General features: G+C 49.3%; 19 protein-coding genes and 1 tRNA gene. 2 read left to right on the top strand and 18 right to left on the bottom strand.

What is annotated here, in order from left to right; genetic code table 11:
* Window positions 1-79 precede the first annotated feature (79 nt).
* The 12 genes from GX019_06020 to polA form a co-directional block, all read right to left on the bottom strand.
* Window positions 80-1120 carry a type IV pilus twitching motility protein PilT gene (locus GX019_06020; protein ID HHT36718.1) on the bottom strand — a complete coding sequence of 347 codons (1041 nt, stop codon included), beginning with the start codon at window positions 1118-1120 and terminating at the stop codon, window positions 80-82.
* Window positions 1117-2817, bottom strand: a complete 1701-nt coding sequence (gene tadA, locus GX019_06015; GenBank protein HHT36717.1) for a Flp pilus assembly complex ATPase component TadA — start codon at window positions 2815-2817, stop codon at window positions 1117-1119. Before tadA ends, GX019_06020 begins: the two co-directional genes overlap by 4 nt.
* A 214-nt stretch (window positions 2818-3031) precedes the next feature.
* Window positions 3032-3217 carry a hypothetical protein gene (locus tag GX019_06010; GenBank protein HHT36716.1) on the bottom strand — a complete coding sequence of 62 codons (186 nt, stop codon included), beginning with the start codon at window positions 3215-3217 and terminating at the stop codon, window positions 3032-3034.
* 87 nt (window positions 3218-3304) lie between these two features.
* A complete protein-coding gene (locus GX019_06005; GenBank protein ID HHT36715.1) occupies window positions 3305-4501 on the bottom strand; it encodes a glycine C-acetyltransferase in 1197 nt (398 codons plus the stop codon).
* Entirely contained in the window at window positions 4501-5532 is a 1032-nt protein-coding gene (tdh, locus tag GX019_06000) for an L-threonine 3-dehydrogenase (GenBank protein ID HHT36714.1), read from the bottom strand. Before tdh ends, GX019_06005 begins: the two co-directional genes overlap by 1 nt.
* Before the next feature lie 117 nt (window positions 5533-5649).
* Window positions 5650-6657, bottom strand: coding sequence for a dipeptide ABC transporter ATP-binding protein (locus tag GX019_05995; GenBank protein HHT36713.1), 1008 nt, complete (start codon window positions 6655-6657; stop codon window positions 5650-5652).
* Between the two features lie 20 nt (window positions 6658-6677).
* Entirely contained in the window at window positions 6678-7334 is a 657-nt protein-coding gene (locus GX019_05990) for a hypothetical protein (protein HHT36712.1), read from the bottom strand.
* 25 nt (window positions 7335-7359) lie between these two features.
* On the bottom strand, window positions 7360-8394 hold the full coding sequence (locus tag GX019_05985; GenBank protein HHT36711.1) for a nicotinate phosphoribosyltransferase: 1035 nt from the start codon (window positions 8392-8394) through the stop codon (window positions 7360-7362).
* Window positions 8395-8408: 14 nt separating this feature from the next.
* Window positions 8409-8972, bottom strand: a complete 564-nt coding sequence (locus GX019_05980; protein ID HHT36710.1) for a lytic transglycosylase domain-containing protein — start codon at window positions 8970-8972, stop codon at window positions 8409-8411.
* A gap of 28 nt (window positions 8973-9000) precedes the next feature.
* A complete protein-coding gene (locus GX019_05975) occupies window positions 9001-9582 on the bottom strand; it encodes a dephospho-CoA kinase (GenBank protein HHT36709.1) in 582 nt (193 codons plus the stop codon).
* Entirely contained in the window at window positions 9570-10415 is an 846-nt protein-coding gene (gene mutM / locus GX019_05970; protein ID HHT36708.1) for a DNA-formamidopyrimidine glycosylase, read from the bottom strand. The genes GX019_05975 and mutM overlap by 13 nt, the downstream gene beginning before the upstream one ends.
* A gap of 1 nt (window position 10416) precedes the next feature.
* Entirely contained in the window at window positions 10417-13020 is a 2604-nt protein-coding gene (polA, locus tag GX019_05965; protein HHT36707.1) for a DNA polymerase I, read from the bottom strand.
* A gap of 193 nt (window positions 13021-13213) precedes the next feature.
* On the opposite strand from polA, the gene GX019_05960 reads away from it, so the two are divergent.
* Window positions 13214-14419 carry an S-layer homology domain-containing protein gene (locus tag GX019_05960; GenBank protein ID HHT36706.1) on the top strand — a complete coding sequence of 402 codons (1206 nt, stop codon included), beginning with the start codon at window positions 13214-13216 and terminating at the stop codon, window positions 14417-14419.
* A gap of 44 nt (window positions 14420-14463) precedes the next feature.
* On the opposite strand, the gene GX019_05955 is transcribed toward GX019_05960, so the two are convergent.
* From GX019_05955 to GX019_05930, 6 genes are all read right to left on the bottom strand, one after another.
* Entirely contained in the window at window positions 14464-15804 is a 1341-nt protein-coding gene (locus GX019_05955) for a L,D-transpeptidase (GenBank protein HHT36705.1), read from the bottom strand.
* A 23-nt stretch (window positions 15805-15827) separates the two neighbouring features.
* Window positions 15828-17312, bottom strand: a complete 1485-nt coding sequence (locus GX019_05950) for a TSCPD domain-containing protein (protein ID HHT36704.1) — start codon at window positions 17310-17312, stop codon at window positions 15828-15830.
* Window positions 17252-18409, bottom strand: a complete 1158-nt coding sequence (locus GX019_05945; protein ID HHT36703.1) for a hypothetical protein — start codon at window positions 18407-18409, stop codon at window positions 17252-17254. Before GX019_05945 ends, GX019_05950 begins: the two co-directional genes overlap by 61 nt.
* Before the next feature lie 222 nt (window positions 18410-18631).
* Window positions 18632-18832, bottom strand: coding sequence for a hypothetical protein (locus GX019_05940; protein ID HHT36702.1), 201 nt, complete (start codon window positions 18830-18832; stop codon window positions 18632-18634).
* Window positions 18833-18923: 91 nt separating this feature from the next.
* Complete coding sequence (locus GX019_05935) at window positions 18924-19757, bottom strand: hypothetical protein (protein ID HHT36701.1); 834 nt, start codon at window positions 19755-19757, stop codon at window positions 18924-18926.
* A gap of 142 nt (window positions 19758-19899) precedes the next feature.
* Entirely contained in the window at window positions 19900-20442 is a 543-nt protein-coding gene (locus GX019_05930; protein HHT36700.1) for a transcriptional repressor, read from the bottom strand.
* 33 nt (window positions 20443-20475) lie between these two features.
* Here GX019_05930 and GX019_05925 point away from each other — a divergent pair.
* A tRNA-Leu gene (locus tag GX019_05925) sits at window positions 20476-20561 on the top strand.
* The last annotated feature ends 41 nt before the right edge of the window (window positions 20562-20602 follow it).

Below are 20602 nucleotides of genomic sequence, written 5' to 3'. Positions count from 1 at the left end.
CCTTCAAAAGAACCTCTTACCAGCTTACCCTGGGAATCTCTTGCTTTATAGATGTATTTAGCCATATCTATCACCACCGCTACAAGGAACGATACATATTAGCCACCGCCGGATCGATTACATTCCGCTGCACCAGCTCATCAATGGCCGCATCCATGGTCTGCATGCCAAATCTGGTTCCCGTTTCAATCGCGGATGGGATCTGATGAGTCTTGCTGTCGCGAATCATATTGCGGATAGCTGGTGTCCCCAGCATTACCTCCACTGCTGCTGCCATGCCGCTCCCGTCTTTTCGGGGAATCAGCTGCTGAGAAACGACCGCCTGAATAACTGATGCCAGCTGAATGCGGATCTGCTGCTGACTTTCCGCCGGAAATGCGTCGATAATCCGGTCGATTGTGTTGGCAGCGCCCCTGGTATGAAGTGTTGATAAGACCAAATGCCCAGTTTCCGCAGCTGAGATTGCGGTTCCGATTGTCTCTAAATCCCGCATCTCACCAACTAAAATCACATCCGGATCCGCTCTTAAGGCTGCCCGCAATCCGCTGGCAAAACTCAAGGTATCAGTGCCTACTTCCCGCTGATTGATGATGCAGCCCCGATGCTGGTGGAGGTATTCAATCGGATCTTCGAGCGTAATGATTACTCCCTGCTGTTCCTGATTGATCAGCTCGATCATGGCTGCCAGCGTAGTTGACTTACCGCTCCCAGTAGGACCGGTTACTAACACTAAGCCGTCTTTTTTGCGGGCAATATCCGCGATGATTTCCGGAAGCCCCAGCTCATTTAAGCCGATAATCTTCGAATTAATAATTCTGATCGCGCAGGATAAACTGCCCCGCTGCTGATACACTGAGCAGCGAAAGCGCCCCACTCCTCTTAGACCGTAGGAAAAATCCACTTCGCCTTTTCGCTCCAGAGTATCCATCTGCTCTTCGGAAACAACTGCCTCTAACAGGCCGCGGATATCAGGCGGCATCAGCGCTTTATAACCCGTTAAGGGAGTGATTTTGCCGAAGATCCGGAGAATTGGCGGCAGCCCTGCCGATAAATGCAGGTCCGACGCCCTCTGGTCTACGGCAATTTCCAGCAATTCATAGATGCTTTCTACTGCTCTCACTCCAAGGCCTCCTGTTCATCGATGCTGTACACAGTGCGGATAATCTCTTCAACGGAAGTAATGCCTGCAATCAGCTTATTGACCGCGTTTTCCTGCAGGGTAACCATTCCCGCTTCCACCGCAATCTGCTTTAGCTCGTCTTCTCCAGCATGATGATCTACTGCCTGCCTGAGTTTCTTATTCATAAGCAGCACTTCTTCAACCGCTGCCCTACCGTGATACCCTGTGTCATTGCAGAGGGGACAGCCTGTCCCCTGATAAACCTGCTCTGGGACAGCCATGTTCAAAGACTTGATAAACCGAATGACTACGGGATCGGTAAGAGGAACCGCCTGCCGGCAGTCCGGACACACTTTCCGCACCAGCCGCTGGGAAATCACAGCCGATACAGTACTGCTGATTAAATACGGCTCAATCCCCATATCCATCAGCCGAGCAATAGTCGCTACCGTGTGGTTAGTATGAAGCGTACTCAGTACTAAGTGTCCGGTTAAGGCTGAACGCACCGCAATTTCCGCTGTTTCTTTATCCCTAATCTCACCCACCATGATAACATCGGGATCCTGGCGGAGCATACTTCTCAAACCGGTTGCAAAAGTGAGGTTAACCTTGGGGTTTACCTGCACCTGGTTGATGCCTTCGAGCTGGTACTCTACCGGATCCTCAATGGTGATGATGTTTTTCTCGTTAGAATTCAAATGCGACAAAAACCCGTATAAAGTCGTGGTTTTACCGCTTCCTGTCGGACCGGTAACTAAGATCAAGCCCTGATTCAATCTCAAAATTCGCCTAATCTGCTCAGTTGTCTGAGGGCTAAATCCCAGTTCTTCGATTTTTAATAAACCATGAGCTCGGTTGAGAACTCTGGCCACAATTTTCTCACCGTGAATAGTAGGCAGCGTAGAAACACGCATGTCTACATCATGATTGCCCACTTTCAACTGCAGCCGTCCATCCTGAGGCCGGCGTCGTTCGGTAATATCGAGGTTAGCCATGACCTTGATTCGGGACTGAACACCGCTGCGCAATCTTTTTGGCACAGTCATCACTGGACGGAGAATGCCGTCCACGCGAAACCTGACCTCCATTGCTTCTTCGGTAGGCTCCAGGTGAATATCGCTGGCGTTTTCCCGCACTGCCTGTTCCAGAATCATGTTGGCCAAACGCACTCCCGGTGCGTCGCCAAGATGCTGATCCTCCTCTTCACGCGGACTTTCGTCCTGCTCAGGATCAGCGTATTCATCAAAAACCTTCCGGGCCGTGGATGCAATATCTTGAGCGCGGCTGAGGGCGGTTTGGATCTCGCCGGCAGTAGCAATCATGGGTTGAATTGACATGCCGGTGATCCGCTGCAGCTCGTCAATGACGAAAATATTGAGAGGATCGGTCATCGCAACCGTAAGAATGTTGTTTTCCACCTCTAAAGGCAGAATTTCGTGGGTTTTCAAAAACGCATCAGAAACTAACTCTACAACCTCAGGAGCTATATACTGCCGCGCTAAATCAACCCGGGGATAACCGAGATGCACACTGAGGGCATCTGCCATTTTCTCCGCAGTGATAAAACCGAGGCGGACTAAGATATCGCCCAGTTTATCGCCGGAAGTGCGCTGATCTTCTAATGCCTGCTGCAGCTGATGCTCGTCCAATAAACCCCGTTCAATCAGAATATCTCCAAGCCGCTTTCTTCCGGTCAATTCAGCCTGCCTCCCTGCTTAACAAAACTATGCCTACTATGAAAATTATTCTACTAAAAGTAACATAATCCTGCTTAACAACAACAATTGTCGGAAATAAAGTAATCTTGCACAGTTTCGTTATTTAGATATTGTTGCACCCTAATAACAATAACTGTTATTTAATGCTGGAATTTATAGGAGAGGGTCAAACCTCAGTCTGACCCTCTCAACCTTAAGTTCTGGTAAAGGTTCTGCCCCAGGTGCTCGCCCACCGCTTAGCTGCTGGGCGTTTTGCCTGAGTATACGCTGTATAATCCACTTCAACTTGGCGGGGAAAAATTCGTTCAAATTTGCGGTTTAAGTTCTGCGTACCCAAGCCCGGTTCTGCATCAGATCTTTTAAGCCAATCGTGCACCATCGCTCACCCTCCTCATACCTTGGCTTTAAGCTCTCATAACCAAGATATGCCGCGCAGGTAGATGGGAAATAAACCGGCATTACTATTTTAGAACTCAAATCCGTCCTTAATCATTTCATCCCGCACCTGAACAAATACATCAACGGCAAAGTCTAAATCTTCCTTAGAGTGGGCCGCTGAAACCTGAGTGCGGATTCTTGCTTGGTCTTTCGGCACCACTGGATAGAAGAAACCGGTGACGTAGACGCCTTTTTCTAAGGCGCGGCGGGACATTTCCTGGGCGAGAATCGCATCGTACAGCATAATCGGCACGATCGGATGCTCGCCTGGGACGATGTCAAATCCGGCCTTGGTTAAAGCTGCCCGGAAATGCTTGGTGTTTTCATGGACCCGATCCCGATACTCAGTGCTTTCCGCCAGCAGATCAAAGACCACGCAGGCCGAAGCGGCAATAGCCGGAGCTAAGGTATTGGAGAATAAATAGGGGCGGGATCTTTGGCGTAGAAGATCGATTATCGCTTTCCTGCCGCTGGTGTAGCCGCCGCTGGCGCCTCCTAGCGCTTTGCCGAGGGTTCCGGTAAGGATATCGACACGGTCAATCACACCGCAGTGTTCATGGGTACCCTTGCCGTGCTTGCCCATAAAGCCAGTTGCGTGGCTGTCATCCACCATTACCAGCGCATCATATTTCTCCGCTAAATCGCAGATGGCCGGAAGGTTGGCAATAATTCCATCCATGGAGAACACTCCATCGGTGGCAATCAGGCGGATGCGGCAGTCGCTTGCCTCTTTAAGCTTGGCTTCCAAGTCTTCCATATCGTTATTTTTATAGACAAAGCGCTTTGCTTTACAGAGCCGCACGCCGTCAATAATACTGGCGTGGTTCAGCTGGTCGCTGATAATCGCGTCTTCCGCACCTAAAATTGTTTCAAACAGCCCAGTATTCGCATCAAAGCAGGATGAATAGAGAATCGTGTCCTCTGTTTCTAAGAAACTGCTGATCTTTGCCTCCAGCTCCTTATGCACAGTCTGGGTGCCGCAGATAAACCGCACCGAGGATAGACCGTAGCCATACTGATCATAACTAGCTTTCGCAGCCTCAATAATCCGCGGATCATTGGACAGGCCTAAATAGTTATTGGCACACATATTGAGCACCTTTTTGCTGGTGGTAGTGTCAATGTAGGCGCTTTGGGGTGTGGTAATTACTCTTTCGTCCTTCCAGAGACCGCTTTCTAGGATCGCTTCCGCTTCCTGGCGGAAATATTTATACGCAGTTTTCATTAAGCTTCCTCCCAATTCAAGATAACTTTGCCTGATTGGCCGCTTTTCATCACTTCGAACCCTTTTGCAAACTCAGTATAGTGGAATCTATGGGTAATCACCGGCGCAATGTTTAAACCACTTTGAATCATCGAGGTCATCTTATACCAAGTCTCATACATTTCCCGGCCGTAAATTCCTTTGATGGTGATGCCGTTAAAGACCACTTTATTCCAGTCAATTCCGGTACCCGATTTCATGATCCCCAGCATAGCAATTTTACCGCCGTGGCGCATCACATCGAGCATGCTGTTAAAAGCAGAACCAGCGCCGGACATTTCTAAGCCTACGTCAAATCCTTCTTTCATGCCCAGTCTGTTCATGGCATCGCGGAGGTCTTCCTTGGTAACATCAACCGTCAAAGTGGCTCCCATCTGCTTGGCCAGCTCAAGGCGGTAAGGAATCAAATCGGTTACCACCACATATCTAGCTCCGGCGTGCTTGGCAATGGCGGTCGCCATAATTCCAATCGGACCCGCGCCGGTAATCAGCACATCCTCACCCAGCACATCAAAGGCTAAGGCTGTGTGGACAGCGTTGCCGAGAGGGTCAAAGCAGCTGAGAACATCCAAGGGAATATCAGGGCTCGCGAGCCACACATTGCTCTCCGGTATGGAAACATACTCGGCAAATACACCGGGGCGGTTTACTCCCACTCCCAGGGTATTGCGGCAGAGGTGGCGCTTGCCGGCAAGACAGTTGCGGCATCTTCCGCAGACGATATGTCCTTCCGCTGATACCAAATCCCCAACCGCAACACTGCTTACATGCTCGCCAACAGCTGCCACCCGACCGACAAATTCATGGCCGACAATCATCGGCACCGGTATCGTTGCTTGGGCCCACTCATCCCAGTCATAAATATGGACATCAGTGCCGCAGATCGAGGTTTTTAAGACTTTGATTAAAACATCACTGCCGCCGACTTTGGGAACCGGCTGTTCCTCCAACCACAGCCCCGGTTGGGCATGCTTTTTAACCAGGGCTTGCATTGTTTCTGGTATCATATAATCATCTCGCTTCCAAGATTTTTTCCTCATTATTATTACTTTGGTTTTAAAGGCAAAAATCCTTTTATGCTCGCTGTTTGCATAAAAAAAATCCGGAAATCATTTGACCTCCGGACGAGAATTCTTGTGATCGATCAGATGGCAGGCAGCGCAGTGGCCAGGGCAGATTTCCTGCCACTCTGGTTCGGTACCGCGGCAGATCTCCATCACATAGGGGCACCGGCTGTGAAAGCAGCAGCCTGAAGGCGGATCGATTGGACTGGGAATATCCCCTTTGAGAACAATCGGCTTAAACTCCAGCTTGGGATCAGGATTCGGTACCGCCGATAACAGCGCCTGAGTGTAGGGGTGCTGGGGATGAGCAAAAAGACGCTCCTGCTCCGCCAATTCCACGATTTTACCCAAATACATTACCGCTACCCGATCGCAGATGTGCTTAACAACTGACAAATCATGGGCAATAAATAAGTAAGTCAAGCCAAACTCTGCCTGAAGATCCTGGAGCAGATTGAGCACCTGCGCCTGGATCGAAACATCCAGAGCCGAAACCGGCTCATCACAGACAACCAGTTTCGGCCGTAATGCCAAGGCCCGGGCAATGCCTACCCGCTGCCGCTGCCCCCCGGACAGCTCATGGGGGTATCGCTTGGCATAAACCGCCGCTAAACCCACCACATCTAAAAGCTTAATTACTTCCCGCTCCAACTCTCGGCCGGAAGCAAGCTTGTGAATACGCAGGGGCTCCGCCACAATCTCCCCCACCTTCATGCGGGGATTGAGGGAAGCATAGGGATCCTGAAAGATAATTTGGATATCCTTCCTCAGCTCCCGCAGTTCGTCTTTCGCAAGAGCGCGGACGTCGGTACCGTCAAACAAAATCTTCCCAGCATCGACTTCCAAAAGCCTTAAGATCAGTCTTCCCGTCGTGGATTTACCGCTACCCGACTCGCCCACCAGCCCCAAAGTCTCACCGGGCATAATTGTAAAACTGATGCCATCCACAGCTCTGACGGCACCAGTTTTTCTTGTTAACAGCATTCCCTTGGTAATGGGAAAATGCTTAACTAAGTTCTCTACTATTAAAAGCGGCTGTTGGGTTTTGGTCACGGCTCCATCCCACCCTAACTTTAAGAGAAATCGGCAGCGATTTCAAATCCACCGCCTTGGCTTCTAAGCAGAATTCCTTCCGCCGGCAGCCACTGTGTTTCCACAGCAATTGAATTAATGCCATCGGCTAATAAATAGGTAAGCTTTAAGAGCGGCTGATCGTCTCTATCCAAAAGCAGCCGGCTTAAGTTACCCTGATTAACAACCACTTCCACCCATGACTGTTTCAGCTCAAGCTTGTCAACTTCTTGTGCTGACGCTAATATCTGGCGGAGCGGTCCAGACATATCTTCAAGGCGCAGCTTAAGATCGAGATAGGTAATCAGCTCGCAGAAAACCGGAATTCGATCTAGCCGCTGCATCTGGCTGATCTTCAAAAGCTCAGCTTCCGGATCCTGCTTTAAGAGTTCCGCAGCAGCTGCATCCTTAACCTTAACCAGCTTCAGCTGAGGTTCGTACTGCTTCAGCTCAGCAGCTGCCTGATCCCGATTTAACTGCAGCTCCATCATGCGGGCATAATGCTTGCGAAGCTGCAGCAGAGACAAATTCGCCTCTGAAAGGATGGTCCGGACATAACGAGGGGTTGTCTCCACCTGGGCTGCAATTTCATCGATACTGAGGAAGGGATCCTTCTGCACCAGCTGGATCACTTTTGCTTTGATCGTTTCATTAGCCATTTTCAACCCCCACTATCCCAAAATTCTACTTGATTTTCATCAGCGAATCAGTCTGAGTCAAGCCCGGCAGGCGTCCCCGCTTGGCTACCGGTTTGCCGTTAACTTCCTTGATATCCATGGTCATATCGATGGGAGGAGCGGCTGAGATGTAGCTGCCCACACCAAAGGCATCCACTCCCGCGTCACCCAAGACTTTGATCTTCTCTAAATCTAAGCCGCCGGAAGCAAAGATGCGCACATGCTCGTATCCTGCCATATCCAGCTTAAAGCGAATTTCCCGTACCAACCCGGGAGTCACGCCACCCCGCTCGCTTGGCGTATCAAGCCGGATACCTTCTAAGCGCTTGCCTAAAGCATCCCCTAAGCGCAGCGCTTCCTCTACTTCATCTTTAAACGTATCCACTAAAATGGTGCGGGGAGATTCGGGCGGCATGATTTCATCATACATCTTGGCCCCTTCCACGGTGTCGCCGACGATTAAAAATAAAGCGTGGGGTACTGTTCCCGCCGGCTCCATCCCAGCCAGCTTGGCTCCTAAGATGCAGGAGGCGCCGCTTGCTCCTCCAATAATGGCAGCCCTTTCCATAACCGGTGCCACTGCCGGATGCACGTGGCGGGCGCCGAAGCAGTAGAAAGGTTTGCCGTCAGCCGCTTGAGCTACCTCATAAGCTGCTGTTGCCCAGCCGCTGGAATGGGCAAGAATACCCAGAATCGCGGTTTCATAGATGCCAAACTCTGTATAATAACCGGTGATTCTCATCACCACGTCTTTTGCTTCCACTAACGTTCCTTCCGGGAGAGCTTCCACTTCAACGTCCAGATCCTTTAATAGACCCATCGCTTCATCAATTCCGGCGATCACACCACTGCGGCGGGCAAAGATCTCTGCTGTTACTTTAGCCTGTCCATAACCCTTGCTTTCTAAGAGCTGTTTGGTCTTCACAAAATAGACATCGGTGGTTAAACCCCCGATAATCTCATTATGCTCAGCCGAATACAGTTTCCGGTCCTCAGCAGCTCTATACTCTGTTACGTCCTGGATCGTCTTTAGTTGTTTCATGATCCTTTCTCCTCTCAATCTCCTAGCTCTTTATCATAAATCCTACGGTAGATGCTCCACGTATAGGATAATTTGCGTAGATATGTACGAGTCTCCCAGAAGGGAATATCGGAAGCTGATTCGAAACTGCCATCCCACTGCTCCTTAGCCAACCACTGCTGCACATTCCCTTGTCCACCATTATAGGCGGCCAGGGCTGCGGTGAAACTGGAGAAGCGTCGGCTCAAGTAGTTTAAATACCAGCACCCCATCATGATGTTCATTTCCGGATCGAGGAGATCCTGAACTTCAAATTCAATCCCCATCTGCTCTGCAACCCAGGCTGCGGTATCGGGCATCAGCTGCATTAAGCCGGTTGCTCCCTTTTTCGAGACCGCATCTTCCCGCCACTTGCTTTCCACATGGATCAGAGCGGCAATTAAATAAGGATCAAGGTCGAACTCCTCAGCCTGTGCCCGGATCACATCCACATGCTTCAGAGGATAAATCTGCTGCATCAGCGGCTTGATCGACATCAGCGCAGCGATGGTTACTGCTAATATAATAATGGTGCTGATTAACCTTATTGTCCGATTCAAAAATAGCCCCCCGGGTCTACTCTATTCCTCATTCTATTATTTGATACCATAATCTGTCAACTTGAACTTTGGTTTCAGACAGCGTGCCGCTGTTGTCGATCACATAATCGGCAAGCTGGCGCTTTTCCTCAATTGACATTTGGGCAGTAATTCTTTTTAAAGCCTCTTTCTCTGATAACTGATCCCGCTCCATCAGCCTTTTGAGCTGGACTGCTTGGGGAACATAAACCACCACTACCCCATCCAGCCAGATTTGGCTGTTAGTTTCATAAAGAAGCGGGATATCGGCAAACACAATCTGGCCCCGCTGCTTAAGCTGAGTTCCCCGGGTTTTAATCGCATCGAGAACCAAGGGATGAATAATCGCTTCCAGCTGCCGCCGCTTCTCGGCATCAGCAAAGATAATCCGGCCCAGCTTTTTTCGGTCAAGAGCGCCATCTTCTCTAACTGCTTCCGGAAATGCTTCCACCACCTGCTTCCAGCCCGGGGTTCCTACTTCCACAACCTCCCGGGAGATCTGGTCAGCATCAAGAATTACCGCTCCTTTTTCTTTAAGCATAGCTGCCACTGTGCTTTTACCCGTAGCTATCGATCCCGTCAATCCGTACATTCCTGATTCCACCTTTGGCAGTTAGGGCAAAAATGCGTGCTGCGGCCTCCTACCTTGATTCTGGCAATCTCAGCGCCGCAGTCTGGGCAGGGTTTTCCAGTCTGCTGATATACCCTCAGCTTATTCTGGAAGTTGCCGGTCGCTCCTGAACCGGTGCGGTAATCTCTAATGGTCGTGCCGTGCTCTTTAATCGCTTCGGCAATCACGGCATTGATGCTTGCATGCAAGGCCTCAATTTCCTCCGCGGTTAAGCTGGTTCCAGGCCGCAGGGGGTGAATCCGCGCCCGAAACAACGACTCATCAACGTAGATATTGCCCAAACCGGCTACCTTGGTCTGATCTAAAAGAATGGTCTTAACTGCTCGAGCCGACTGCATACTTTCCTTTAAGGCCTCGACTGTAAACTCTTCTGTGAGAGGCTCAGGCCCAAGCGTGTACAGCCCCTGGATTTGATCGTACTCCGCTTCTGGCAGAAGATAGATGGTGCCGAATTTGCGCTGATCGACAAAACGGAGCTCTCCCCCTTCTTTAAACCAAAAGCGAGCGGAGGTGTGCTTTTCCAGCGGCAGATCCTGCTTAGGCTGATACACCATCTGCCCTGTCATCCTCAGATGGGCGACCATCCGCAGCGGCGAATCCAGCTCAAAGATCAAATATTTCCCTCTCCGATTAATATCTGTAATTTCCCTATTTATTATCTGGGCGCAGAAATCCTCGACAGTATTCTTTGGCAGCAGCCGTGGATAGAGGATCTTGCAGTCAGCAATCACTTTGTTTTTTACCACCGGTGTTAACGTCCGGCGCACTGTTTCTACTTCTGGTAGTTCCGGCACCTTATTTCACCTCAAATGCTTTGACCTGTTCCCAATCACGGCCTACTTTTACATCTACCCGGAGCGGCACCTTAAGCTCAATCACCGATTCCATAGTCTGTTTGACCAAAGCCGCCGCTGTTTCCAGTTCCTCCGGTGGGACTTCAAACACCAACTCGTCATGGACCTGCAGAAGCATCCGGGTCTTAAAGTTCTGCTCAGCCAAGGCCTGATCCACTTTCAGCATCGCCATTTTAATGATATCCGCAGCGCTGCCCTGAATCGGCGTGTTCATCGCCATTCTTTCTGCAAAGGAACGGCGCTGGTAGTTGCGGCTGTTAATATCCGGCAGGTAGCGGCGGCGGTTAAGAATAGTGGTGACATAACCTTCAGTTTTAGCAGTCTTGATGGTATTATCCAGATACGCCTTTACCTGCGGATAGCGGGCAAAGTACTGGTCAATGTACTGCTGGGCTTGGGCTTGGGTGAGTTTGGTGCCCTTGGCCAAGCCGTAACTGCTGATGCCGTAGATAATCCCGAAGTTAATCGCCTTTGCCGAATCCCGATCCGCTGCGCTTACCTCTTCCATGGGTATCTCCAGAATCTCACTTGCGGTGCGGCGGTGGATATCAGCGCCTGACTTAAAAGCATCAATTAACCCTGCGTCACCGGAAATATGGGCTAAAACCCGCAGTTCAATCTGGGAATAGTCGGCGCTTAATAAATGCCAGCCTTCCTGAGGCTCAAAAGCCCCCCTAATTCTCCTTCCTTCCGCGGTGCGGATGGGAATGTTTTGGAGATTGGGATTGGCGCTCGATAACCGCCCGGTAGCAGTAATTGTTTGATTAAAGGTAGTATGAATGCGGTTTGTTTCTGGGTTGATCAGCTCTACTAAAGCATCGGTATAGGTTGACTTTAGTTTGCTCAGCTGCCGGTAGGTCAGCACCTTGTCCACAATCGGGTGGTAGCTCAACTGCTCTAAAACTTCTGCGTTCGTGGAAGGTCCAGTTTTGGTTTTCTTCAGCACCGGAAGGCCAAGCTCATCAAAGAGCACTACCCCCAGCTGCTTAGGTGAGTTGATGTTAAACTCGCGCCCGGCAATCTCATAGATTTCGGCGGTAAGCTGCTCCAACAGCTCTTCCATTTCCGCGGATATCGTTTTGAGCTTATCTGGATTGCAGATAATTCCGGTAAGTTCCATCTTGGCCAGCACTTTCGCTAAAGGCAGCTCCACATCATGGTAGAGATGCCCCATATTCTCTGCTTCAATTTCTGGATCCAACTTTGCAGCCAAAAGCAGCACCCGGTGCGCTTTCTCTCCTGCCTGCTGGGGAATCGAACCAACCCCAGTTAGCGGAGGTAAATTCAAATAGCGCACTGATAAACTCGATAAATCATGGTCACCGGAAGGGTCCAACACATAACCTGCCAGCTCCACATCCCCAGCAATGCGCACTTGCTTCGGATCCAGCTTGCTCTGAACCCATAGTTTATAAAAATGCTTGGCGTCACTGCAGTATAAAGCGATCTCCGCGCCCTTTTCACTCAAAAGGCCCAGTGCCTGGTCCCGATACTTGGCTTCGATATACCATACTCTGTTTCCGCAAGCGATGGCAAAATCTGAATCAGATGCGTAAATTCCGCATTGATCTGCCTGCTCTAAATCAGCGGCAAAACCAGCTCCCATTTCCGGTTTAAAAACGATACATTCAAAATCCATTTCCGGCACTTCTGGTTTCGCCTGCTCGGCAAGTTCCGCAATAGCTTCGCTTTCCTTACTGAGGCGCTCGATAAGACTCTTAAACTCCAGCTCAGTGAACAGTTCTACCAGCTTCTCATTATCCGGGACAGGCTCTTCGTCAAAGTTGATCTCAACCGGAACTTCGCAGTCAATTGTGGCGAGCTCCCGGCTCATCAAGGCCTGATCTTTGTTTTCCTCCAGGCGTTCCTTAAGCTTGCCCTTTTCCTGATCTAAATTCTCATATAACTGAGCAATGGACTTGTGCTTATGTAGAAGCTTCAGGGCAGTCTTTTCCCCAACTCCGGGCACGCCCGGGATATTGTCGGAGCTGTCGCCCATCAGCCCTTTAAGATCAATAACCTGCTCAGGAGTAAGCTGATACTCGTCCATCAGCCGCTGGCGGTCAACTATTTCCAGCTCTTTAATTCCCCGCTTAGTCAACAGCACTGTGGTTTGATCGGATATCAGCTGGAGGGCATCCCGATCACCAGTGACAATATAGACTTTGTATCCTAAGGCTTCTGCTCTTTTGGCAGCAGTGCCAATAACATCATCTGCTTCGTATCCGGCCAGCTCCAGTCTTTTAATTCCCCACGCATCCAGCACCTGCTTAATCAAACCTACCTGGGGTTTCAGATCATCAGGCATGCCGGCGCGGTGCGCTTTATATTCGGTATACGCTTCATGGCGAAATGTGGGCGCGGCAACATCAAATGCAACATAAATCTTGGTGGGATGGTAATCTTCCTCTAATCGCAGCAGCATCGTCGTAAATCCATAGACCGCGTTAGTAGGCACTCCCTGAACTGTGGTCAGAGGTGGGAGGGCGTAATAAGCGCGGTTCAGTAAACTATTACCATCAATTAAAAATAAAGTCGGTTCCATTCTTAAATCCCCCATTTCTTCCCTAAGAATTTCCACATTTGCCGATAAAAACCTTTTATTTTCCCAACCCTGACCACCAGGTCCAGTACTTAACAGGAAAGGTTACTATTACATAGAGGTTTAGCCTTGTAAACTGCGAACTAGAGGGTGTATGATGAATATCGTAACTAACTTGTGAAAGGAGAAGTCATTGATGAAGAAGCTACCAATAGTATTAATGATCATGGTCTTATTATACACTGGTACTGCTTTTGCCCACTACCCGGATATTGAAGGCAGCTGGGCTCGCGATGCGATTATAAATCTGGCTGAGCAGAATATCTTTGCCGGAATCTATGACGGAAATTTTGAACCGAACAACTATGTCACCAGAGAAGAGATTATTGAACTTGCCGCCAGAGGTTTTGATCTCACTACAACTGAGAAGCAGACTCTCTACAGCTGGCTCGATCATCTCATGCCCATGGTAGATCCGGAGATGGAGGCAGCCGAGTTTGCAACCAGAGCGGAATTAACCGCTGTAATTGCTAATCTCATGGGCTTAACCGATCAGAGCATTGACGTAGCAAACTGGGAACCATCGTTTGAAGACATTAACCGGGATCATCCCCTGTTTACAGCTGTAGAGCTGGTCAGTAAACTTGATGTTCTTCCCACTTATGTGATGAACCGGTTTGAACCGCAGCGCTTGGCAACTCGCGGCGAAACTGCTGTCCTGTTAAACGCAGCTTTACACTTAGAAAACATCGCAGGTAAAGTAGCAGAAATCCACGAAGCGTCCAACCGGATTATCGTAACAACTGAAGATGATCTCTACCGTTCCCTGCCAATTGCAGCGGATACAATTATTCTCAGCAGCGGTACTGCCCAAAATCTTAACGAGATTGGTGTCGGCGATGAAATCCACGCCTATTACAATACCAATGGCAGTGTTGCGCTGGTAAGTGTAGACCAATCAACCGCAGGCGGCAGCAATCTGCTTCAGAACTTGGCAGGTCTGCTCAAGAATCTGCCCAATGTCCAGAGCCTGAAATCCTTAAACTTAGACTCTTTAGTTTCTAAGGACACAGCAGCGGCTCTCCAGGAAGTGCTTACTCCTGAACAGCTGGCCGCTATCATTTCCGGTGACTGGTCAAAAGCAAGCGACAACTTACGGTCCGATCTCTTTGGCCAGCTGGTTGAATTAGGCTTGACCCCATGGGAAGCAGAAGCTGTTCTCAGCCAAGACTGGCAGTCCTTAGGTGATATGGGTATGGATCGGGTAGCGGTACTGCTTTCCGATTATATCGGAGTTTCGCCGGAGATCTTTTACGCCGCTTTTAATCAAGACTGGAGCCGCCTCTATGAGTACGCTCAGGTAGAAATTGCCCAAAGACTGTTAACAGCGCTGGCTATGTAATTGGAAAAAGACTAAACCCACCTGCGAATGGGTTTAGTCTTTTTTTATGGGTAGATGATTTCCAGTTCAACCCCCGGCAGCATCCACTGAATCAGCCACTCAGGAACATAAAAGGTGTTACCAGCTTGTACAGTTTCAATCCCGTAAAGGGAGCTCAACTCGTCAGGCGCAACAGCTGTCAGCTCAAAGACAGGTTCAGCGTAAGGAACATAAATCCAGTCTTCTCGAATCACCGCGGCTCCCAAGGCTTCACCATCTAAATAGATGAGTGGAAGTACTATCACTGCCTGCCGTTCAGGATAGTTCCAAGTCACCTTTAAGCCCCAGCGAAAGCTGTCAGCCTGACGGAGATACTCCACTCCATTGATTTTTTCGGTATGAGCGGCTAAACTGGTGGGAATCGGCAGTTCCAAAGCCCTGCTCAGCTCTTCCACCGGGAGAAAAAGCTGCTCATCCTGCAAAAAAGCCTGGACCCCGGTGGATTCTTCAAAAAGCATGAACTCTACATTAAACAGCTCAATGCTGTCGCTGATCTGATAGCCAAAACCAAGCTTTTCCGCAAGCTCAGTGACATTTACATACTCCCGATCCCAAAGCTTAACATCTTCGAACTGATACTCTGCTAAGTCATCAACCAGCGGCACATAATACTGCCTGCCGAATTTAACAGCAGCACCTTCCATTCTGGTACCGTTAATCACGCAGTCCACAGCCAGCGGCAGAGGCTGAGGCAGTCCAGAAGGATTCTCTAAGAGCGCGCCCAGAGCCTCAAGATGGATATCGGTCCACCCCCGCTCCTCCAGCATAATCATTACTGTCTCGGTGGTGTTAGTGTTGTATTTGTAGATATCCGGATGGACCGTGATTGTTTTAGTGTTAAGCAGCGGATCCTGACTCAATCTGATCGTCTGGTAGATCAGCGTTACCTTTGTTCCTACGCGGATCAGATCCATCAATTCTTCCACATCGTGATTGTACATTCTAATGCAGCCGCTGGATACCGGATGGCCGATGGACGCTGGGTTATTCGTGCCGTGGATGCCGTAGCTTGGTATCCCCAAGCCGATCCATCTGGTGCCTACCGGGTTATCGGGACCGGGTGGAATCGGCTCCAGGCCCCGCTCCCACCAGCGGATGGGATAATAAGTAGGGTTTTTCACCCGGTTGATAACTTCAGTCTCGCCTAAGACAGAAGGCTTTACTTCAGTACCCACACCGATGGGGTACTGTTTAATCACAATTCCATTCTCATATAGGTAAAGAGTGAATTCTGGAATGTTCACTACTATTTCGCGGGTTAGTTCTTGTGCTGCTGCTGTTAGTGTCAGGCAGATGACTAACACAATCCCCGCAAGCACTGAGCCTGCGGATCTGAATTTCAGCATAGACTCACCCACTAACTATTTTTTTATCCGCAGCGGCTGAATCCACAATCCATGCAGGTTTCACAGCCGCTTTCATGCTTCAGCTGTCCACCACAGTCGGGGCAGTCTCCCGCTCCTTTCGGGTTGATGCTGATTGGTTCTTCCGATCTGGTTTCTTCCCGCACAACTCCTTTTTTCTCATCGAGATAGCGCTGCAGGACCATGGCGATGGCATCGGGACAGGATAAAATCAGTCTGCCGTTCTGCCATACCGGGTGCGGGCAGCGAATGCCCTTCAGCTGGCGCACCACCTGCTCCAGTTCCACTCCGGAGCGCAGAGCAAGGGAAATCAGCCGAGCTGTTGCCTCGGAAAACGCCGCTGAACAGCCACCGGCTTTACCGATGGTGGTAAAGACTTCGCATACTCCCTCGTCATCCTCATTAATGGTAACGTAAAGGGTGCCGCATCCGGTCTTGACCCGTTCGGTTTGGCCTCTGGTGATTGCCGGGCGCTTTCGCGGTCTGTGTTTAGCCTGGGCTGACTGCTTCTCTTCAGTGGTCTGCTTGCTGCCAACTGTCAATACTTCTCCCTCGCGGGATCCACTTCGATACACAGTCACCCCCTTGCATCCTAATTTATAGGCGAGACGGTACACTTCTTCAATTTGTTCCCGAGTTGCTTCATTGGGGAAGTTAACCGTCTTGCTTACGGCGTTATCGGTAAACTCTTGGAAAGCTGCCTGCATGGCAATGTGCCACTTCGGTGAAATATCATGAGCTGTTACTAATACTTTCCTCAACTCCAGGGGAATTTCCTCGATATCCGCTACGGATCCGGTCACGGCGACCCGCTCCATCAGTTCCTGGGAGTAGAGTCCGTGCTCCCGGATAATCTCTTCGAACACCGGATTTATTTCTACCAGCCGTTCATCGTCCATGACATTGCGGGTAAAGGCCAGGGCAAATAATGGTTCAATACCGCTGGAGCATCCAGCTATAATTGAAATGGTACCGGTAGGGGCAATGGTTGTGACGGTTGCATTTCTCAGGACAATACCCTGCTTTTCATAAATACTTCCCGGATAGTTCGGGAATGGTCGCCGCTCCTCAGCAAGCTGAGCTGACGCTGCTCTTGCTTCGGTTTGAATAAAGCTCATCAGCTCTTTAGCAAAAGCTACTCCTTCATCAGAGTTATAAGCAATCCCTAACCGAATCAGCAGATCGGCAAAACCCATCACGCCCAGGCCGATCTTGCGGTTAGCTTTGGTAATTTTATCTATTTCTTCCAGCGGATAGTTGTTGGCATCGATCACATTATCTAAAAACCGCACCGCTGTGTGGACTACCTCTTTTAAGTGATCCCAGTCCACAGCCAATCCCTCATCGGTTTTTACGGTAAACTGAGCTACATTAATTGAGCCTAAATTACAGCTCTCATAGGGAAGTAATGGGTAGGGTAGAAAACAGCTTACAGCTTCCCCCTCCGAACCGTACGTGCAGGTTTCCCTGCATACGGCTCTCCAGTTAATCTTTTCCGAGCAAAACTGAAATCACAGTATTTCACTGCCTTACCATCGTCCCAAACGCCGATGGTTCCATCAAGACTGTATCGTTTAACTACCTGGGCTGCGCTCAGCTTCAGCTTCGCAGCTAAGGTCTTAACTAAGCTTTGGCGGTGGTAGTAGTGGAATTTCCGCAGCTGGTAAGCGATGTTATCAGCGTAGCAGTAGCGGTTATACAGTGACCGGATTTCTTTGGCATAGACCCGAATGATCTCTGCCGCATCCAGATTCATCAAATAGCCGCGGTGCACTGCTTTAGTGCCGCTGCGAAAAGGTTTAAGGCGGTCGTTAATTACCTGGGTTGGAACCTTCACTCTAATGTTATGATCTGACAAGCTGATTTCATAACCAAAAAAGTTAAAATGAGCTGAATTAGTCCAGGAAGTAAGTAAAAACTCTTGTGAAGAAAAACTACACCCCAGCTTGCCGCTAATATACGTGCTTAAACCTTCCCAAAATCCTTCCGCCGCTTCCCTGCTTAAATCCTTGATTCCTACCGCAATCTCAGCGCCAAAGCGCACATAACAGCTGTCCTGCCCCTCAAACCACTGATCCACCTGATTGAGATAAATCTCTAGGGCTGTCCAATAAAGCGGTGCCCGAACTCTGTCCTTGACCAAGCGGTAAATCAGCTCAATCAGGCGGTTATCGTCGATTCGGTCTTGAAAACCGGCTTGAAAGCTTTTCATGTCCAGTTCACGAAAACCGGATTCAAGACTGCCGCTGATTACCCAGTTTACGTCTTTAAACTCAGTTTTTAAGCGGTACAGACTAGAACCAAGATCAAGCTTTTTTTCAAAGAAAGGCTTGTACACCGCTGTCAAAAGCTCGCAGACCATGCTTTCAATGATCTTAATCAGCTTATTCCCCTGCGGCAGCCGCTGGTTCCGCAGTTCCCTAACTGCTGCATCGATTTCATCGGCTGTAATTGCAAGGTGGAGCTGATCAGCTGTCCGGAAATAAAAGTCCGGGTTGTAAAGATTGCGATACAGTCTTTTAAAGGTATAATCTAAGCTTTGGGCATGTTGCTCGATGATACCAAGCACTGTTTCGGCTCTCTGCATTTCGCATACCTCCAAGTCTCGGTACCGATTAACCTGCTGTCCTTCACCAGCACCTCTAATGACTTTTAGTCAGGTGTCAGCCTCGCTGGCTGTGTGGGCGGCTTTCCCGCTTCCGGTTTTACGGCTATACCTGTCGATCCAGGTTCCTCAGATTACTATGACAGCTCCGTGCTCCGCTAATGCGAAGCATCCAAGATTCGCGTTAACATCCACTAGCTCTACTTAGGCCTCCCGTTCGAGTCTATTGGTGACTTCACCTGGCTGTTTCAGGGGTTTTACCAGCACGAACAACCTATACTGGTAATGAAACAGCGCCGCCAAAAGGCGTCCCTGCGGTTCGGGCTTAAGACTCTGGGATTCAAGCAATCCAGCTTTGACCATATAGAGCTTAGGCTCGCAGGATTTTTCCCGCTTTGACACCATGCTGTGGTCCCCTCAGGCTGTTAACCCTTAGGTAAGGTGCCTGCCTATGCGAACATCACCCCAGTTCGCAGCCTGTTTCAGGCAATGAATGCTAAGCTATCTTGCGCACTTGTTCTCCGCATGGATTGGTAGCTTCCATTTCACCGATTAAAGGAGTGGGATTATCGCGGTTAATGCGATCTAAGAAGACGATGCCGGGCTCACCGTTCCGCCAGGCCATGTCCACAATTAAGTCAAAAACTTCTTTCGCGTTCAAATGACCAACAACTTCTTTGTTTCTAGGGTTGACCAGTGCGTAGTCGGAACCAGTTTCAACTGCCTGCATAAACTCTTCGGTAATGCCTACCGAGATGTTGAAGTTGGTAATTTCACTATTATCCGCTTTACATTTGATAAAATCCAGAATATCAGGGTGGTCAACTCTAAGGATTCCCATGTTCGCCCCGCGGCGCGTGCCTCCCTGCTTAACCGCTTCGGTCGCTGCGTTGTAGCATTTTAGAAACGAGACAGGACCGCTGGCCACACCTCCGGTGGTCTTCACCCGGTCGTTTTGCGGCCGGATGCGGGAGAAACTGAACCCTGTGCCGCCGCCTGACTTCTGAATAAGGGCAGCATCTCTAAGAGAGCCAAATATGGATTCCATAGAATCTTCAATTGGCAGTACAAAACAAGCGGATAACTGCTGGAGATCTCTGCCTGCGTTCATTAATGTGGGGCTGTTGGGCATGAATTCCCGCCGGTCCATGATCGTAAAGAATTTTTCCTCTACTTCTTTAACCTTGGACTCGTCCCACTGGGCTTCAACGGCAGCTATGTTAGCGGCTACTCTCCGCAGCATATCTTCAGGTGTTTCGACCACCTGTCCATCCTGTTTTTTGAGATACCTGCGCTCTAAAACAGTGCGAGCATTCTCGCTGAGCTTCATCTAAACTTTCCCCTCCTTGAATACCATATTTTGTTATGTCGCATTTTTAATATACTATATGTAGAGGAGATTGTAAAGGATAATAAAAAAATTCTAGGTTATCTTTGGTAAGACAACCTAGAACCTATACTGCGCAAATTTTCTAATTACTAACAGCCATCTCATGCTCACGCTCAGCTGTGCGAGCATCGCTGCATTCTCTGCATGTGCCGTAAAACTCTAACCGATGGCTGTTTACTTGAACATCATATTTATCTTCAAGCTTAGCATTAATTGACTCATTAACAGGCAGATCAACATCATAAACATTACCACATTCTTCACAAACAAAGTGATAATGATTGTCGGCATTGCCGTCAAACCTGCTGTATGTACTGCCGTAGGACAGTTCCAGGATTTCTCCCATTTCAGTTAGTGTTTTAAGATTACGGTAGATAGTGCCCAAGCTGATATTAGGCAGTTCTTTGCGGACTTCCTGATAAATCCAATCCGCGGTGGGATGACATTTCGTAGAGCGCAATACTTGCAAGATTACTTCCCGCTGTTTTGTTTTACGTATAAAACCCTTTTTGTTCAACCAAACTCGCCCCTTATGGATAAATACTATTACTACTACTATTGTATTGACAAAACTCACCGGTGTCAAGGCGTGTAACAGCAAAAACCTATTGCAAAACTTCTCCATTCATGTTAAAATAAAAGACGTTGAACGACATATGCCGAAGTGGTGGAACTGGCAGACACGTACGACTCAAAATCGTATGGGCTTGGCCCATGAGGGTTCGATTCCCTCCTTCGGCACCATAGAGAATTACCCCAGCTGATGCTGGGGTTTTGTTGTTTTT

This window comes from Bacillota bacterium (genome assembly GCA_012837335.1).
In the GTDB taxonomy this organism is placed as follows: Bacteria; Bacillota; Limnochordia; order Darwinibacteriales; family DTU012; genus DTU012.
This window is presented reverse-complemented; position numbering and strand designations above follow the sequence as displayed.

Bases quoted from the DNA above. Each gene is read 5' to 3' on its own strand.
- GX019_06010 (HHT36716.1), bottom strand. From the start codon at position 3,217: ATGGTGCACGATTGGCTTAAAAGATCTGATGCAGAACCGGGCTTGGGT.
- GX019_06005 (HHT36715.1), bottom strand. From the start codon at position 4,501: ATGAAAACTGCGTATAAATATTTCCGCCAGGAAGCGGAAGCGATCCTA.
- tdh (HHT36714.1), bottom strand. From the start codon at position 5,532: ATGCAAGCCCTGGTTAAAAAGCATGCCCAACCGGGGCTGTGGTTGGAG.
- GX019_05990 (HHT36712.1), bottom strand. From the start codon at position 7,334: ATGGCTAATGAAACGATCAAAGCAAAAGTGATCCAGCTGGTGCAGAAG.
- GX019_05985 (HHT36711.1), bottom strand. From the start codon at position 8,394: ATGAAACAACTAAAGACGATCCAGGACGTAACAGAGTATAGAGCTGCT.
- GX019_05975 (HHT36709.1), bottom strand. From the start codon at position 9,582: ATGTACGGATTGACGGGATCGATAGCTACGGGTAAAAGCACAGTGGCA.
- polA (HHT36707.1), bottom strand. From the start codon at position 13,020: ATGGAACCGACTTTATTTTTAATTGATGGTAATAGTTTACTGAACCGC.
- GX019_05960 (HHT36706.1), top strand. From the start codon at position 13,214: ATGAAGAAGCTACCAATAGTATTAATGATCATGGTCTTATTATACACT.
- GX019_05955 (HHT36705.1), bottom strand. From the start codon at position 15,804: ATGCTGAAATTCAGATCCGCAGGCTCAGTGCTTGCGGGGATTGTGTTA.
- GX019_05945 (HHT36703.1), bottom strand. From the start codon at position 18,409: ATGCAGAGAGCCGAAACAGTGCTTGGTATCATCGAGCAACATGCCCAA.
- GX019_05940 (HHT36702.1), bottom strand. From the start codon at position 18,832: ATGGTGTCAAAGCGGGAAAAATCCTGCGAGCCTAAGCTCTATATGGTC.
- GX019_05935 (HHT36701.1), bottom strand. From the start codon at position 19,757: ATGAAGCTCAGCGAGAATGCTCGCACTGTTTTAGAGCGCAGGTATCTC.
- GX019_05930 (HHT36700.1), bottom strand. From the start codon at position 20,442: ATGGAGAAGTTTTGCAATAGGTTTTTGCTGTTACACGCCTTGACACCG.